This window comes from Amycolatopsis sp. M39 (assembly GCF_001651785.1).
GTDB lineage: Bacteria > Actinomycetota > Actinomycetes > Mycobacteriales > Pseudonocardiaceae > Amycolatopsis > Amycolatopsis rubida.
Map to the genome: position 1 here is coordinate 165736 of NZ_LWSF01000007.1, position 14996 is coordinate 180731.

Sequence of the window (14996 nt, forward strand, 5' to 3'; positions counted from 1 at the left end):
GCGGCCGACCTCAGGTGTAGGCATGTAAGCACCTGCTTACAAAGGGATCCGGGGAGTCGTTGGCATGACCACCACGCACACCGAACCGCTCGCCTACCCGTTCAACGAGGAGGCGGGCCTCGCGCTCAACGAGGCCTACACCGCCGCCCGCGAGAACGCCGGGATGATCCGCGTCCAGATGCCGCACGGCGAGGCCGCCTGGCTCGCCACCCGCTACGCCGACGCGCGTCTCGTGCTCGGGGACCGGCGGTTTTCCCGCGCGCTGGCGCAGGAAAGCGACGAACCGCGGATGTCGGAGTACCGGCGTCCGGGCGGCATCCTCTCGATGGACCCGCCGGATCACACCCGGCTGCGCACCCTCGTCGCGAAGGCCTTCACCGCGCGGCGGGTCGAAGAACTGCGCCCGCGGGTCGCGCGGCTGGCTGACGACCTGATCAAGGAACTGCGGGAGCACGGGCAACCGGCTGACCTGGTCGATCTGTACGCACTGCCGATCCCGGTCGCGGTGATCTGCGAGCTGCTCGGCGTGCCGGTGGCGGACCGGCCGCAGTTTCGCGAGTGGAGCGACGCGGCATTGTCGACGACGCGGCTCACGCCGGAGGAGTCGGAGCGCAGCCGCGAGGAGCTGCGGGCGTACATGGCTGGGTTGATTGCCGAGCACCGTGCGCAGCCGCAGGACGATCTGATGACCGCGCTCATCGAGGCCCGGGACGTGCGGGACCGGCTCACGGAGCTGGAGCTGGTGGACCTGTGCGTCGGGATTCTGGTCGCCGGCCACGAAACGACTGCCAGCCAGATTCCCAACTTCGTGTATGCGCTGCTGGACCAGCACGAGCACTGGGACCGGTTGTGCGCGGACCCGTCGCTCATCCCGGCTGCGGTGGAGGAACTGCTTCGCTTCGTGCCGCTCGGCGCCGGTGCTGGGTTCGCCCGGTACGCGACCGAGGACGTCGAGGTCGGCGATGTCCTGGTGCGCCAGGGGGAACCGGTGCTGGTGGCGATCGGTGCGGCCAACCGCGACCGGCTGCGGTTCGCCACCGCGGACCAGCTCGTTCTGGACCGCGGGGACAACCACCATCTCGGATTCGGGCACGGGGTGCACCACTGTCTGGGTGCTCCGCTCGCACGGCTGGAACTGCAGGAGGCGTTGCGGGCGTTGACCCGGGAGTTGCCGGGACTGCGGCTCGCCGGGGATATTGAGTGGAAGACGCAGATGCTGGTTCGCGGGCCGCGGTCGATGCCGATAGGGTGGTGACGATGACCTGGAAGATCGAGGTCGACGGGGGGACGTGCATCGGCAGCGGGATGTGCGCGGCGTTGCTGCCGGAGACGTTCGTGCTGGACGGCGCGACCGCGCGGGCTGTCGCTGAGACGGTGGAACCGGACGAAACCGTGCTGGACGCGGCGGATTCCTGCCCCGCGATGGCGATCACCGTGCGGGACGGGGCCGAGGTCGTCGGCCCACGCCCGTAGCTCTCGCGGGCGGTTCGCGAGGGCCCCCACGGCTTCTCCGGCGTCAGGCTCACGAACGGAACACGCCGTCCTCGGTGACCACTGCGGTGATGAGCGCTGCCGGCGTGACGTCGAAGGCCGGGTTGAACACCGCCGCCCCCTTCGGCGCGACCCGCGCCCCGCCGAACTCCGTCAGCTCGGACGGCGCACGTTCCTCGATGTCGATGTCCGTCCCGGCGGCGATGCTTTTGTCCACTGTGGACGTCGGTGCGACCACCACGAACGGAACACCGTGGTGCGCGGCCGAAATGGCCAACCCGTAGGTGCCGATTTTGTTGGCCACGTCGCCGTTCGCCGCGATCCGGTCCGCGCCGGCCAGCACACAGTCGACCAGTCCGCGCGCCATCGCCGCGGCCGCCGCGCCGTCCGGCTGCACGCGGTAGGGCACTCCGGCCTGCTCGAGTTCCCAAGCGGTCAGCCGGGACCCCTGCAGCAATGGCCGTGTCTCGTCCACCAGCACCGATTCCACCAGTCCGCGTGCGTGCAGGTGCCAGACGACCCCGAGCGCGGTGCCCCACGCGACGGTCGCCAAGTGCCCTGCGTTGCAGTGGCTGAGCAGCCGCAACGGCCTGCGCGGGCACGCACCCAGTACGACCTCCGCCGCGTTCGCCGACGCCGCGCGGTTGCGCTGCTCGTCCTCGTCGAGCATCGCTTGCGCCTCCGCGAGCACCGCGTCGGCGCCGTCGGGCAACCGGTCCAGTGCCCGGGAAACGCCCCAAGCCAGGTTGACCGCCGTCGGCCGGGCGTGCGCGATCCGGTCCGCCTCCGCCCGCACATCCCCGCCCTGACGGGCCGCCAGCGCGACCCCCAAAGCGCCCGCCGCTCCCAACGCCGGTGCTCCGCGGACGGCCAGCCGCTGGATCGCGTCGACCAGCTCAGTCACCGTGCGCAGCGTGAGCGTGCGGTACTCGCCCGGAAGCGCGACCTGGTCCACGATCACGATCGCCCCGTCGGCCCAGTCGATGGTCCTGCGCATACGTCCTCCCGTCGTGGAAATCCCGTGGCGGAACGCCGCTGCGGCGAGCGACGATCCGCCTCGTGACCATTCAACGGCAGAACCCGCCCTCCCCGCATCCACCCCACGCGACCACCGCGTGCACCTCGCCGGCCAGTGTCCGCTGACCTTCGACGGCAAGGTGGTCCCCAGCGCAGGTGGACCAGGTCGTCGCCAACATCGGGGTCGCGCTCGCTCAGGCCGGCGCGACCCCGGAGGACGTTGTGCGCACGGTGACCTGCGTGGCCGCCTCCGGCGAGCCGGCCCTCGCGGCGGCGTTCACCACCGGGTGCACGCTGGTCAGCGTGACCTGCCTGGGCTTTCCGGGCCAGCTCGTCGACCGCGGCACTCGCCTGAATCACTGCCCGGCCGCGGCCAAACTGCAATGGGACACGGTGCCGGTCAGCTCCGTGCGGTCGAGGTTCCGGCCGATGAGGACGAGCTTGCTGACCGGGGGCGTGGCGCCCCATTCACCGGCATCGGTCAGTTCGTAGATCCGATGCACGCCCTGCAGCACAGTCTTGCGGTCGAAGGCGAGGATTCCCTTGAACCGGTACAGGTCGTCGCCGCGTTCGGCCAGCAAAGCGGTGAGCCACTGCTCGAACGCGGTGCGGTCCAGGGGATAGTCGAGTTCGATGGACACCGATTCCAGCGTCGGGTCGTGGTGGTGCGATTCGTCTTCGAGCCAGTCCGGGTCGGCCGCGACGGTGCGGTTCAGGTCGAAGGCGTTGATGCCGAGGATGTCGTCCAGGTCAACGCTGCCGTAGGTGGAGGTGAGGATGTCCGCGGTCGCGTTGACCGAGCGAAGCCGCGTGCGCAGTGCCTCGATTTCCGGCGCGGTGACCAGGTCGATCTTGTTGAGCACGATCCGGTCGGCGAACGCGATCTGGTTGCTCACCTGGCCGCCGACCCCGTCGTGTTCGCCCTCCTGGAGATGGCTGCCGACGTGCCGCGCGTCGACCAGCGTCACGATCGCGTCCAGCGCGAAGGCCGAAGACACCTCGTCGTCCACGAAGAACGTCTGCGCGACCGGGTTCGGATCGGCCATGCCGCTGGTCTCGATGAGAATCCGGTCGAACTGTTCGCGGCGGCGCAGCAGCGACTGCAGGATTTCGATCAGATCGGTGCGCGCGGTGCAGCACAGGCAGCAGCCATTGCTCATTTCGATGATCTTCTCGTCGCCGCCGAGCACGAGCGCGTTGTCGATCGGGATCTCGCCGAACTCGTTCTCGATCACCGCGATCCGGTGCCCGTGGTTCGCGGTGAGGATGTGGTTGACGAGCGTGGTCTTGCCGGAGCCGAGAAAGCCGGTCAGTACGGTCACCGGGGTTGTGGCCATGATGATTCCCTCCTTAAACGTTCCCGCCGAGAATCCGGCGAGCGTGCTGGCGTGCTTCCGCGGAGACGACAATGCGGTTGCCGTCGAAGTGCGGGCCGCGGGTCGCGTCCAGGCCGATCCGGGACGTCGTGCCGTCGGAGCCCGAGGACGGGTCGAGCGGCGAGCCGGGCAGACCGTCCACAGTGAACAAGTCCTGGTGCGGCTGGAAATGCGTGGCGAGTGCCCAGAGGACGGCGCTGTCACTGGTGACGTCGACGTCCTCGTCCACCGCGATCACGGTCTTCACATACGGGTCCCAGCCGAGCAGGCCGAGCATTACCTGCCGGGCTTGACCCGGTCGTCGCTGGCGTAGCGCGACGTAGCAATGGAAGTGCGTGCCGGACGTCGGATAGTGCACGGCGGTGACGTCCGGGAAGCGCGCTCTGAGTTTCTCCGCCATCTCCGATTCTCGTGGCACCCGCGCGAGGTTCAGATGCTCGTCAGTATTGCCGCCGACGACGTCGATGAGCATGGCGTCGGAGCGGCGCAGGACGGTCTGGACGCGGAGCAGGTTGTTGGTCGAGCGATTCGAGGAATAGCCGGAGAACTCGCCGAACGGGCCTTCGTCCGCGTGCTCGGAGGCGTCGATCGTGCCTTCCAGCACGAAGTCCGACCAAGCCGGGACGCCGATGCCGTGCCGCGGGGTACGCACGAGTTCCAGCGGTTCGCCGAACAGCCCGCCGGCCACCGCGCGCTCGTCCACGTCGTAGCCGACTCGCGCGGACGCGGCCAGCATGAACAACGGATGTCCGCCGAGCACCATCGCGACCGGCATCGGCTCGCCGCGTTCGGCGTACTTTTGCAGCATCCGCCACAGATCCCCGCGAGAATGGAGACTGGTCGCCAGTTCGGTGCGGGAATGCGGCATCGCCCGGTGATAGCTCAGGTTGCCGACGCCGGTGTCCGGATCCTCCGCGACGATGATTCCGCTGGTGACGTAGCGGGAGCGGTCGCTGGCGAAGTGCCGGAGCATCGGGATGGCCGCCACGTCGACATCCGTTGTCACGTCGTCCAGCACCGGCCCGCTGTCGACCGCTCGCGGCGGCACCGCCCGGAGTGCTCGCTGCTGGTAGGCACTGTGCAAACCGGACGGTCCGGTTTCGAGCATGCGCGCGATGCGTTGCCGCGAAGCGAACATGTTGCTGACCACCGGCACGTCAAGTCCGGTCACCTTCCGGCACAGCACCATCTCGTGCCGTCCGGCCGCGGCGAGTTCGTAAATCACCCCGGTGACGCCCTCGTCGGCCGGGACGGGATCGTCGAGGACGAGCACGTCTTCGGGAAAATCGCGGCGATACTGGGCGAGGAAAGCGTGCGGATCCTGGTTCACCGCGAAACTCCTTGCGAGACGGGCGGCCCCTGCCAGCGCGCGAACAGTTCGTTCTCGATGCCGAACTGGTCGAGCACCTTGCCGCTCAGGTGGGCGAGGATGTCCTCAATGGACTCGGGCTGGTGGTAGAAGGCGGGCACCGGCGGCAGCACGGTCGCGCCCGCCTCGGTCACCGCCACCAGATTGCGCAGGTGCACGAGGCTCAACGGGGTCTCCCTGGCCACCAGCACGAGCGGACGGCGTTCTTTCAGCGTGACGTCGGCGGCGCGCACGAGCAGCTCGTCGCTGTAGCCGTGGGCGATCCCGGCGACGGTTTTCATCGAGCACGGCACGACGACCATGCCCATGGTGCGAAAGGAACCGGACGCGATCGACGCGGCGATGTCCCCGCGCGCATGGCGGACGTCGGCCAGTTCGGCGACCTCGGCGGGCGGCATGCCGGTTTCCAGTTCGATGGTGCGGTGCGCGGCTCGCGACATGACCAGATGCGTTTCCACCGTGCCGAGCTTGCGCAGCGCGGTCAGCAGGTGGACAGCCAGGTGCGGTCCGCTGGCCCCGGTGATGCCGACGATCAGCCGGGGCCGCTGCGGTTCGGTGCCCATGACGCCCTTTCAGGACTGGGAAAGCTTTGCGGCGGGTTCTCGGTGCACGAGCGGTTCTTCCGGCCGTCGTTTCCGGACAGCGAAGAAAAGCAGATTCAGCAGGACCGCCAGTACGGTTCCGGTAGCCACGCCGCTCTTGAGGAAAACTTGAGCGGCAAAGGGAAACTGCTGGTAGAAGTCCGGGGCGCCAGCCGGGATCAGGCCGACGCCGAGCGACAGCATGACGATCACCAGATTGCCGGTCTGGTTGAAGTCCACTCGGGACAGCAGCTGAATGCCGGACACGGTCAGCGCCGCGAACGTGGCGACCGCGGCCGCGCCGATCACTGGTTGCGGGATCGCCGCGATCACCCGGCCGACCGGTTGCACCACCCCGAAAACGATGAGAATCACGCCGCCGACCGCGACCGGATACCGGCTGCGCACCTTCGTCAGCGCGACGAGTCCGATGTTCTGGCCGAAGGTGGTGTAGGCGAAACCGTTGAACACGCCGCTGAGTGCGGTGAGCAGTCCGTCCACCCGGAGCAGATTGGCGATGTCGCGCGGTCCGACCTTCTTGCCGACCACCTGCCCGACGGCGAGGCCTTGTCCGGACGCCTCGACCATCAGCACGAAAACGATCACCAGGAACAGCAGAATTGACGGAATGTCGAAATGCAACGCTCCGTAGTGCAGTGGTTTCAGCAATCCGAAAACGGGACCGTTGGCGACTCCGGCGAGAGAGCCCAGCCCGGTCAGCCAGCCGACGATCGCCCCGACGGTCAGCGCGATCAGCATCGCGAGCTGGCCGAGCAGGCCGCGAAACACCCGGTAGAACACCGCGATCAGCGCGAGCGTGAACCCGGCGAGCGCGAGATTCGCTGGCGCACCGTAGTTGTGCGCGGACGGATCGGAACCGGCGATGAGCTTCAGCCCGACCGGAATCAGGGTCAGCCCGATCAAGGTGATGACGGTTCCGGTGACGACTTCCGGGAACAGCTTGAGCAGTTTGCTGAACAACGGCGCGATCAGCACCCAGACCACGCCGACCACGAGCAGCGAGCCATACACTGTGGACAGCCCCTGCGTGCTGCCGATCAGCACCATCGGGACGATTCCGTTGGACGCGGCACCGACCACGAGCGGCATCCGGATGCCGAATTTCCAGACGCCGAACGCCTGCAGCATGGTGCCGATCCCGGCGAGCACCAGGTCGACGCTGACCAGGTCGGCGATCTGCGACTGCGGCAGCCCGAGTCCGGCGCCGACCACGATCGGCACCACGACGACACCGGCGTACATCACGAGCACGTGCTGCAAACCCAGCAGCACCAGCGGGCCGAATCGGGGACGTTCGTCCACCGGGGACGGGGGAGACGGGTGACTGGCCATGATTCCCTCACCTCGTTGGGCCGGCGAGGCCGGGCAAACGGCCGGGCCGGGCGGATCGCGGGGCGTCGCCGGAGCCGGACGGGCTGCCGGCGGCGATGACCCCCGGCCGCGCGCGAATCCTGCCGCCGCACCTACGGGGTTAGGGGATGTCCGAAGATTTTTCCTTCCCTGCAAGGAGTTTCGACTATGGTGCATCGGAAGCCGCCGAGGGTCAATACCCGGGCGCGGCTTCCGGCCCGGTGCGCGGAGCCCGCTCGCGGCGGTTGAGCACGAGGTTCAGCAGGAACGCCGCGATGCCGCCGGCGGCGATGCCGCTCGTCAGCACGGTCTGCACGACAACCGGCAGATGCTGGTAGAACTCCGGCGCGCCGACCGGCAGCAGCCCGAAGCCGAACGAGATGGCGACGATCAAGATATTGCGGCCGTTGCTCAGATCCGCCTGGCTCATGATGCGCAGGCCGACCGCTCCGACAGTGCCGAACATGACCACGCCGACGCCGCCGAGCACCGGCCCGGGCAGCGACGCGACGGCCGCGCCGAGTTTCGGCACCAGGCTCATGAGCACCAGCACCGCGCCCGCGGTGGCCACCACGAACCGGCTCATCACACGGGTGATGCTGACCAGCCCGACGTTCTCGCCGAAGGTGACGACGGTGAACGAGCCGAAAACGCCCGCGAACGCGGTGCCGATCCCGTCCGCGCGCAGCGCCCGGGAAATCTCGCGCGGCCCGACGGCGCGGCCGGCGATCTGCCCGATGGCGAGCGTGTCGCCGGTCGATTCCACCATGTTCACCAGCTGCACGATGATCATCGGCAGCAACGCGGACAACGCGAACGTCGGCAGGCCGAACTCGAAGGGCTTGACGAGGCCGACCCAGTCCGCCTGCCCGACCGAGCTGAAGTCGGCCATGCCGAGCGGAATCGCCACGAGAGTGCCGGCGGCCAGCGCGATCAGGATCGCGAAACGGCGCACTGCGGGCGGGGCGAACCGTTCCAAGCAGACCGTCGCCGCGATGGTGCCCAGCCCGAGAATCAGCCGTCCGGCCGAACCGTGGTCGGACGCACTGGGGTTGGACCCGGCGATCAGCGTCGCGGTGGAGGGCAGCAGCGAAAATCCGATGATCGCGATGATCGTCCCGGTCACGATCGGCGGGAAGAACCGGATCAGCTTGCTGAACCACGGCGCGACCAGCCAGGTCAGCAGTCCGGCGACGATCGTCGCGCCGAAGACCGCGGGCAGCCCGGCCTCCTTGCCGACGATGATGGCCGGGGTGATGCCGGTGAAGGTCGAGCCCATCACGATCGGCAGCCGGACGCCGACGTTGCCGATCCCGAGCGTCTGCAATAGCGTCGCGATGCCGCTGACCAGCACGTTCGCCGTGACAAGCGTGGCGATCTGCGCGGTGGACAGGCCGACGCCGAGCCCGATCAGCAGCGGGACGGTGACCATTCCGGAATAGGCGACCAGCAGGTGCTGGATGCCGAGCGGGAGCATCTGCCGGAACCGGGGGACGGTGTCGACCGCGTCGCGGGTGGTGGCTTCGGCTCGGGTGGTGCGCGGACGGAATCGCATGGTTTCCTCCACAGCGGGGAAAGGGGGAGCGCGGATCACCGCGCCCAGGGAGTGAGCAGTCCGCCCATGCCGCTGCGTTCCAGCAGCCGGGCCGCGTGCCGTTCCGCTTCGTCGGCGGCGGCCGCTTCGTCGACGCGGACGCACTGTCCGGCGCGGTAGACGATCTCCCCGCCCACGATCGTCAGCTCCACATCGGACCCGCGGGCGGAGTAGACGAGCGCGGCGACCGCCCGGTGCACCGGGCGCACGTGCGGACGGTCGAGCGCGGTCACGATGACGTCGGCGAGTTTGCCCTCGCTCAGCACGCCCGCGTCGATTCCGGCGTAACGGGCCCCATCGCGGGTGGCCATTTCCAGCGCGTCCTCGGCCCGCAGCGCCGTCGGGTCCAAAGTGGCCGTTCGCTGGCCGAAGACGCTGAGTTTCATGGCCTCGAAAAGATCTTGCCGATGGCCGCAGCTGGGACCGTCGGTGCCCAGCGCGACCGGGACGTGCTGCTTGCGCATGCTCGCGATCCACGCGGTACCGGACGCGAGGTAGCCGTTGGACGCCGGGTTGTGCGAAACTCCCGCGCCGGTTGCCGCGACCTGCTCGATTTCGGCTTCGTCGAGCCAAATCGCGTGCGCGAGCGTGGCCCGTTCGTCGAGCAGGCCTTCTTTCGCGAGCCATTCGACCGGCCGCACCCCGTGGGTTTCGAGGTAGCTGACCGGATCGGTTTCGCTCTCGCAGCAATGGGTGTGCCAGCGAGTGCCGAATTCCCGGGCCAGTTCGACCGTCCGGCGGACGAGTTTTTGCTCCACGTAACAGAGGTTGAGCGCGGCGGGCCACACCGCGACCTTGGCGGCCGGCGGCCGGTGCTCCATCGCCTCGCGGGTGATCGCGAATTCGTCCTCGCTGGAATAGCGGAACAGCTCGATCGGCTGTCCTCGGCGATCGGCGATTTCGGTGCGTTCGCCCAGCATGCCGCGCGCGACCGCACCGCGCAGCCCGGCCTCCTCGATGACGTCGGCGACGGCGAGCGTCGTTTCAAGATCGCTTGGCGCGTAATGGTTGTCGATCACCGTCGTGATGCCGGCCCGCAACGCTTCGACCGCACCGAGCCGTGCCCCGGCCACTGCTTCGGGCCCGGTGATCGCGATCGAATACGGCCACATGAACTCGCACAGCCACGGCACGATCGACATGCCTTCGCCGAGCCCGCGAGCGAGCGCCTGGTAGAGGTGGTTGTGCCCGTCGACCAGACCGGGCAGCACGGCTTTGCCGCGACAGTCGATGACCTCGGCGGCGTGCCAGCGCTCGGTGCCAGGTCCTTCGCCGACCCCGGCGATCCGGCCGCCGATGATCGCGACGTGGCCGTTGTCGTGGACAGTGCGCTGGTCGTCGACGGTCACCACGGTGCCGCCGGTCAGCAGGAGATCGCAGGGTTCCGGTTCCGCAGCCGACATCGGGCCGCCCTTCCCCGGGCGGGGTCGGACCCGGCCCGGCGGTCGTCTCCAGCGCGCGGCTGGAGGCACTTGGCCGAACGGTTGGCCCGAAACGGGAGGTCACCGGCGCCCGGCAGCACCGCCGGGTCGTTCAATGCAAAGCCCTCGCGGCACCGGTGTCAAGAGCATCGTCTGGAAAAGTCTTGCCGCGCAACGCATCCGGCGATCATGTGTTGACACCGGGCGGCGAAGATGTTGCACTCGGTTGCGCCGGAGCGCGGATCGCGCTTCCGGGTCCCGTAGGTGCGGTGAAGCGCGGCCGGGGAGTCCTTTACTCAAGTCTTGCGTAAGGAGACATCCGGTGATTATCGATACCCATGTCCATCCGACGAATCTCGTCGACGAAGCCTGGCGGCACACCGGAACCCCGTTCACCGGCGAGCGCACGCTGGAAATGATGGACGGTCCATTCTGGATCAACGGCAAGCCGCGGCGCGTGGACGTCAGCTGCATCATGCCGCCGCCGGGCAACACGACCTGGCGCGAGGGCAACAAAACCGGCCGTGAAGGCATCCGCGAATACCAGGCGTACGTGACCTCGCTGGTGCAGCGGTACCCGGACCGGTTCGTCGGCAACTTCATGTACAACCCGCGGTTCGGGCCGGAAAACGGCGCGGCGGAGCTGGCCTTCCACGTGAAGGAATACGGCTACAAGATGCTGAAGCTGCACGCCAACATGCACTCCTACCGCCCGGACCGGGCGCTGGACTGGCTGCGGCCGGTGCTGCGGGTGTGCGACGAACTCGGCGTGATCGTGCTGATCCACACCGGGGACGGGCCGTACTCGATCCCGACCCAGTTCTACCCGATCATCCGCGAGTTCCCGAACGTCACGTTCATTCTCGGCCATTTCGGCATCCAGACCGGCGGCGTCTACTGTTTCGAGGCGTTCTGGATGATCCAGGACTCGCCGAACGTGATCGGCGAATCGGGCTGGCTGCTGCAGTCGCGGATCGTCGAATTCGCCAAGGAGATGAAGAAGAGCGACCTGGTCTTCGGCACCGATTCTCCGCCGAACGAGCCCGGCATGTGGGCGCGGGAGCTGGAAGTGCTGTGCCACCAGCCGCCGCAGGGCCTGAACCTGTCCGAGGACGACCTGGAGGGCTACCTCGGCAACAACATGGCCAAGCTGCTCGGCCTCGCGCCGACGCCGCCGCCGAAGGACAAGGCGGAAGCCGAGGCGTACTTGCGCGGCGACCTTCCGCAGGCTTCCGCGGCGAATACGCACGCGTCGCATTATCTCGGCTATACGCCTTCAGCGTGGGCAGAGGCCGCTAACTCCTGATTCCGTTGGCGCGTCAGTTGCGAGTTCAATCGCACCCGCAGCTGGCGCGCGCGGTCAGGCGGACGTCGAGGATGCGGTCTTCCGGCTGGGTGTTCTCGCGGAGCTGGTCCAGAGTGGACACTGCGGCGTCGGCGAAATCGTCGAAGGAATGTCCGGCAGTGGACAGCGCGGGCCAGCTGTGCGCGGCGGCGTCGGTGCCGCCGAAGCCGATCACCGCAAGGTCTTTCGGCACGCTCAAGCCGAGTTCCGCCGCGACCGTCAGCGTGTCGAGCGCCAGCCCGTCCGCCGTCGCCATGATCGCGCGCGGCCGCTCCGGCGACTGCAACCAACGCCGGATGTCGGCCCGTGCGGCATGCCGATCGAGACCGGTGCGGACGACGTTGCCCGCGCTCCGCTTCGCCGCCCGCATCGCCTCGGTCCAGCCTCGGGCCCGCTCGGCCACCGGCCCGGACCGCGCGGTTCCGGTGAGGCAGCCGATCTCCCGGTAGCCGTGCCCGAGCAGGTGTTCGGTGGTCAACCGTCCGCCCGTTTTGTTGTCCAGCACCACCGACGGCGCGGCAGTGCCGGCCGGGGCGTGGTGATGCAGGTAGACGACCGGAACGTCCAAAGCGGAGTGGGTGGCCGCCGCTCCGGCGACCTCGGCGCGGACCAGCAGCAGACCGTCCACGCGCATGTTCGCCAGCGATTCGGCGTACCGCAGCTCCTGCTCCCGGGAGAACGCCGAATTCCCGAGCAGCACCAGGGATCCGCGAGCGAACGCGGCCCGCTCGACCGCATGGGTGAGCTGGGTGAAGTAGCCCTCGCTGCTGTCCGGCACGACCAGCCCGAGCACGTTGCTGCGGGTGGAGCGTAACGCCCGCGCGACGAGATTCGGCCGGTAGCCGAGCTCGGCGATCGCTTGTTCGACCCGCGCTCGCGTGGCGGGCGCGACCGGACGCGGGCCGTTGTTGAGCACGTAACTGACCACGGCCGGCGAGGTGCCCGCCAGCCGTGCGACATCGTCCCGGGTGACCCGCTGCATGCGCCGGACGATACCCGAAGAGCCGTTGACAGTCCCGATCTACACGTGTTGAATCCGTGCGGTCGGCAACGCAGGAAAGCTGGTGGTCACTGTGGACTCGCTGGTACGCGCCGCGGAAACCGGGAAAGCCGCCGGGGTGGGCGAAAGCGCCCTCCGTCCGGACGGCACCGCCAAGGTGACCGGCAGGTTCGCCTATTCGTCGGATTTGTGGATCGAGGGCATGGTCTGGGCGACCACGCTGCGCAGCCCGTACGCGGCAGCGCGGATCCGGTCCGTCGACACGAGCAAGGCCCTCGCCCAGCCAGGCGTGCACGCCGTGCTCACCCACGAGGACGTACCCGGTGCGAAAACGTATGGCATGAAATCCGCCGATCAGCCGGTCCTCGCCGTCGACGAGGTCCGCTACCACGGCGAACCGGTGGCGCTGGTCGCCGCCGACGACCCGGAAACCGCCCGTCAGGCGGCGAAACTGATCATCGTCGACTACGAACCGCTTGACCCGGTCACCGATCCGACGACGGTCCTGGACAAGGGCGTCCGCCCGATTCATCCGGACGGCAACCTGGTGCGGCACGTGAAAATCCGGCACGGCGATCCGGCACGAGCCCGCGCCGAAGCGGATGTCGTCGTCACCGGCGAGTACGAAGTCGGCATGCAGGACCAGGCTTTCCTGGGCCCGGAATCCGGCCTGGCGATTCCTTCCGAGGACGGTGGCGTCGAACTCTACGTTTCCTCGCAATGGCTGCACAAAGACCTCGAACAACTGGCCCCGTGTCTGGGCTTGCCAACAGAAAAAGTGCGACTGACCCTGGCAGGTGTCGGCGGCGCCTTCGGCGGCCGAGAGGACCTCTCGGTCCACGTGCACGCCTGCATGCTCGCCCTGCGGCTCGGCCGTCCGGTCAAGATGTCCTACAACCGCTACGAATCCTTCTTCGGCCACGTACACCGCCATCCGGCCAAGATGCGTTACGAACACGGTGCCACCAAGGACGGCCGTCTGGTCTATGTCAAAGCCCGCCTGATTTTGGACGGTGGCGCATACACCTCGACTTCGCCGGTAGTCATCGCCAACGCCTGCTATTTCGTCACCGGCGCGTACGACGTCCCGAATGCCGAAATCGACGGCCTGGCGGTCTTCACGAACAACCCGCCCTGCGGCGCAATGCGCGGTTTCGGCGCAGTCCAATCGGCATACGGCTGCGAGTCCAATATGGACAAACTGGCGCGCGAACTAGGCATGGACCCGATGGAATTGCGCCTCCGCAACTCCATGACCACGGGCACCGTTCTGCCCACCGGCCAAGCCGTCGACGGCCCAGCCCCGGTCGCGGAACTGCTGCAAGCCCTTCGCGACCGTCCGCTGCCGCCGGCCGGTGCTGCGGATTTGCTTTCCCTGCCCGGCGGAGCCGCCAACACGACGCACGGCGAGGGGGTGCGTCGCGGAGTCGGCTACGCGGTCGGGGTGAAAGCGATCGGCTACTCCGGAGGCGTCGACGACATTTCGACGGCCCGAGTCGCCTTGACCGTGGTGAACGGTGCCCCGGTGGTCTCGGTGCACACCGCGGCCGCGGAATGCGGACAAGGCGTCACCACGGTGCAGTCACAGGTAGCGAGCACGGAACTGGGCGTTTCCCGGGTAGTCGTCCTCCCCGCCGACACCCACATCGGCGACGCTGGTTCCGCGTCCGCTTCCCGCATGACGTGGATGTCGACCGGCGCCGTGCAAGGCGCCTGCCGCCACATCGCCCGGGAACTCCTGCGCCGCGCCGCTGACGCCTGCAGCCTGCCAGCTTCAGCCCTGTCGCTCGGCAATGACCACGTCCTGGACAGCGGCGGAGATCCGGTGTGCCCTATCGCCGACCTGGTAGGTTCGGACACCGTCTCGCACACCTTCGAATACCACCACCGCCCCACCCAAGGCATCGACCCGGAAACCGGTCAGGGCAACGCGCACATCGCTTTCGCCTTCGCCGCCCACCGAGCCGTGGTGGACGTGGATGTCGAACTGGGTTTGGTGAAGGTAGTCGAGCTGGCGACCGCGCAGGACGTCGGCAAGGCGATGAACCCGCTGGCCGTCGAAGGCCAAATCGAAGGCGGCAGCGTACAGGGACTTGGGTTGGCTTTGATGGAGGAAATCCTGGTCGATCGCGAGGGCCGGGTGCGCAACCCGTCCTTCACGGACTACCTGATCCCGACAGTGCTGGACGTCCCGCCGATGCCGATCAGCCTGTTCGAATTCCCGCACCCGGACTCGCCGTACGGCCTGAACGGCGTGGGCGAGCCGCCGACCCTGTCGTCGACCCCCGCGATCCTGAACGCCCTCCGCTCCGCGACCGGCCTGCCCTTGCCGAACGCCCCCATCCGCCCGGACGACATCGCGCTAGCCGAGGGCCGTGCCGCTTCGTGAGCGCGGCGGCCCCTCGCGTGCTGACCGACCACCTCGTGCGCA

At 68.3% G+C, this 14996-nt stretch carries 12 protein-coding genes; 4 read left to right on the top strand and 8 right to left on the bottom strand.

The features are described from left to right. Positions 1 to 64 precede the first annotated feature (64 nt). Both A4R44_RS20090 and A4R44_RS20095 read left to right on the top strand, forming a co-directional pair. On the top strand, positions 65 to 1255 hold the full coding sequence (locus A4R44_RS20090) for a cytochrome P450 (RefSeq protein ID WP_067582760.1): 1191 nt from the start codon (positions 65 to 67) through the stop codon (positions 1253 to 1255). A gap of 2 nt (positions 1256 to 1257) precedes the next feature. Further along, positions 1258 to 1473 (top strand): ferredoxin, encoded by a 216-nt coding sequence (locus A4R44_RS20095; RefSeq protein WP_198545366.1) that lies wholly within the window; start codon positions 1258 to 1260, stop codon positions 1471 to 1473. Positions 1474 to 1522: 49 nt separating this feature from the next. Here A4R44_RS20095 and mtnA read toward each other — a convergent pair whose 3' ends face one another. From mtnA to A4R44_RS20130, 7 genes are all read right to left on the bottom strand, one after another. After that, entirely contained in the window at positions 1523 to 2488 is a 966-nt protein-coding gene (gene mtnA / locus A4R44_RS20100; protein WP_067582765.1) for an S-methyl-5-thioribose-1-phosphate isomerase, read from the bottom strand. 376 nt (positions 2489 to 2864) lie between these two features. After that, positions 2865 to 3845, bottom strand: a complete 981-nt coding sequence (locus tag A4R44_RS20105; protein ID WP_067582768.1) for a GTP-binding protein — start codon at positions 3843 to 3845, stop codon at positions 2865 to 2867. 13 nt (positions 3846 to 3858) lie between these two features. Next, positions 3859 to 5214 carry a UbiD family decarboxylase gene (locus A4R44_RS20110; RefSeq protein WP_198545367.1) on the bottom strand — a complete coding sequence of 452 codons (1356 nt, stop codon included), beginning with the start codon at positions 5212 to 5214 and terminating at the stop codon, positions 3859 to 3861. After that, on the bottom strand, positions 5211 to 5816 hold the full coding sequence (locus tag A4R44_RS20115) for a UbiX family flavin prenyltransferase (protein ID WP_067582774.1): 606 nt from the start codon (positions 5814 to 5816) through the stop codon (positions 5211 to 5213). Before A4R44_RS20115 ends, A4R44_RS20110 begins: the two co-directional genes overlap by 4 nt. 9 nt (positions 5817 to 5825) lie before the next feature. Next, positions 5826 to 7187 (bottom strand): nucleobase:cation symporter-2 family protein, encoded by a 1362-nt coding sequence (locus A4R44_RS20120; protein ID WP_067582777.1) that lies wholly within the window; start codon positions 7185 to 7187, stop codon positions 5826 to 5828. Positions 7188 to 7398: 211 nt separating this feature from the next. After that, on the bottom strand, positions 7399 to 8760 hold the full coding sequence (locus A4R44_RS20125) for a nucleobase:cation symporter-2 family protein (protein WP_198545368.1): 1362 nt from the start codon (positions 8758 to 8760) through the stop codon (positions 7399 to 7401). Between the two features lie 35 nt (positions 8761 to 8795). Further along, complete coding sequence (locus A4R44_RS20130; protein WP_067582780.1) at positions 8796 to 10202, bottom strand: amidohydrolase family protein; 1407 nt, start codon at positions 10200 to 10202, stop codon at positions 8796 to 8798. Positions 10203 to 10542: 340 nt separating this feature from the next. On the opposite strand from A4R44_RS20130, the gene A4R44_RS20135 reads away from it, so the two are divergent. Continuing rightward, a complete protein-coding gene (locus A4R44_RS20135; RefSeq protein ID WP_067582783.1) occupies positions 10543 to 11526 on the top strand; it encodes an amidohydrolase family protein in 984 nt (327 codons plus the stop codon). A 25-nt stretch (positions 11527 to 11551) separates the two neighbouring features. Here the strand turns inward: A4R44_RS20135 and A4R44_RS20140 are convergent, their stop codons facing one another. After that, positions 11552 to 12547, bottom strand: coding sequence for a LacI family DNA-binding transcriptional regulator (locus A4R44_RS20140; RefSeq protein ID WP_067582786.1), 996 nt, complete (start codon positions 12545 to 12547; stop codon positions 11552 to 11554). An 82-nt stretch (positions 12548 to 12629) separates the two neighbouring features. Between A4R44_RS20140 and pucD the strand changes: the two genes are divergently transcribed. Beyond that, on the top strand, positions 12630 to 14954 hold the full coding sequence (gene pucD, locus A4R44_RS20145; protein WP_067582789.1) for a xanthine dehydrogenase subunit D: 2325 nt from the start codon (positions 12630 to 12632) through the stop codon (positions 14952 to 14954). Positions 14955 to 14996 lie beyond the last annotated feature (42 nt).

Coding starts and splice junctions, on each gene's coding strand:
- A4R44_RS20090 (WP_067582760.1), top strand. CDS start 65: ATGACCACCACGCACACCGAACCGCTCGCCTACCCGTTCAACGAGGAG.
- A4R44_RS20095 (WP_198545366.1), top strand. CDS start 1,258: ATGACCTGGAAGATCGAGGTCGACGGGGGGACGTGCATCGGCAGCGGG.
- mtnA (WP_067582765.1), bottom strand. CDS start 2,488: ATGCGCAGGACCATCGACTGGGCCGACGGGGCGATCGTGATCGTGGAC.
- A4R44_RS20105 (WP_067582768.1), bottom strand. CDS start 3,845: ATGGCCACAACCCCGGTGACCGTACTGACCGGCTTTCTCGGCTCCGGC.
- A4R44_RS20115 (WP_067582774.1), bottom strand. CDS start 5,816: ATGGGCACCGAACCGCAGCGGCCCCGGCTGATCGTCGGCATCACCGGG.
- A4R44_RS20120 (WP_067582777.1), bottom strand. CDS start 7,187: ATGGCCAGTCACCCGTCTCCCCCGTCCCCGGTGGACGAACGTCCCCGA.
- A4R44_RS20125 (WP_198545368.1), bottom strand. CDS start 8,760: ATGCGATTCCGTCCGCGCACCACCCGAGCCGAAGCCACCACCCGCGAC.
- A4R44_RS20130 (WP_067582780.1), bottom strand. CDS start 10,202: ATGTCGGCTGCGGAACCGGAACCCTGCGATCTCCTGCTGACCGGCGGC.
- A4R44_RS20140 (WP_067582786.1), bottom strand. CDS start 12,547: ATGCAGCGGGTCACCCGGGACGATGTCGCACGGCTGGCGGGCACCTCG.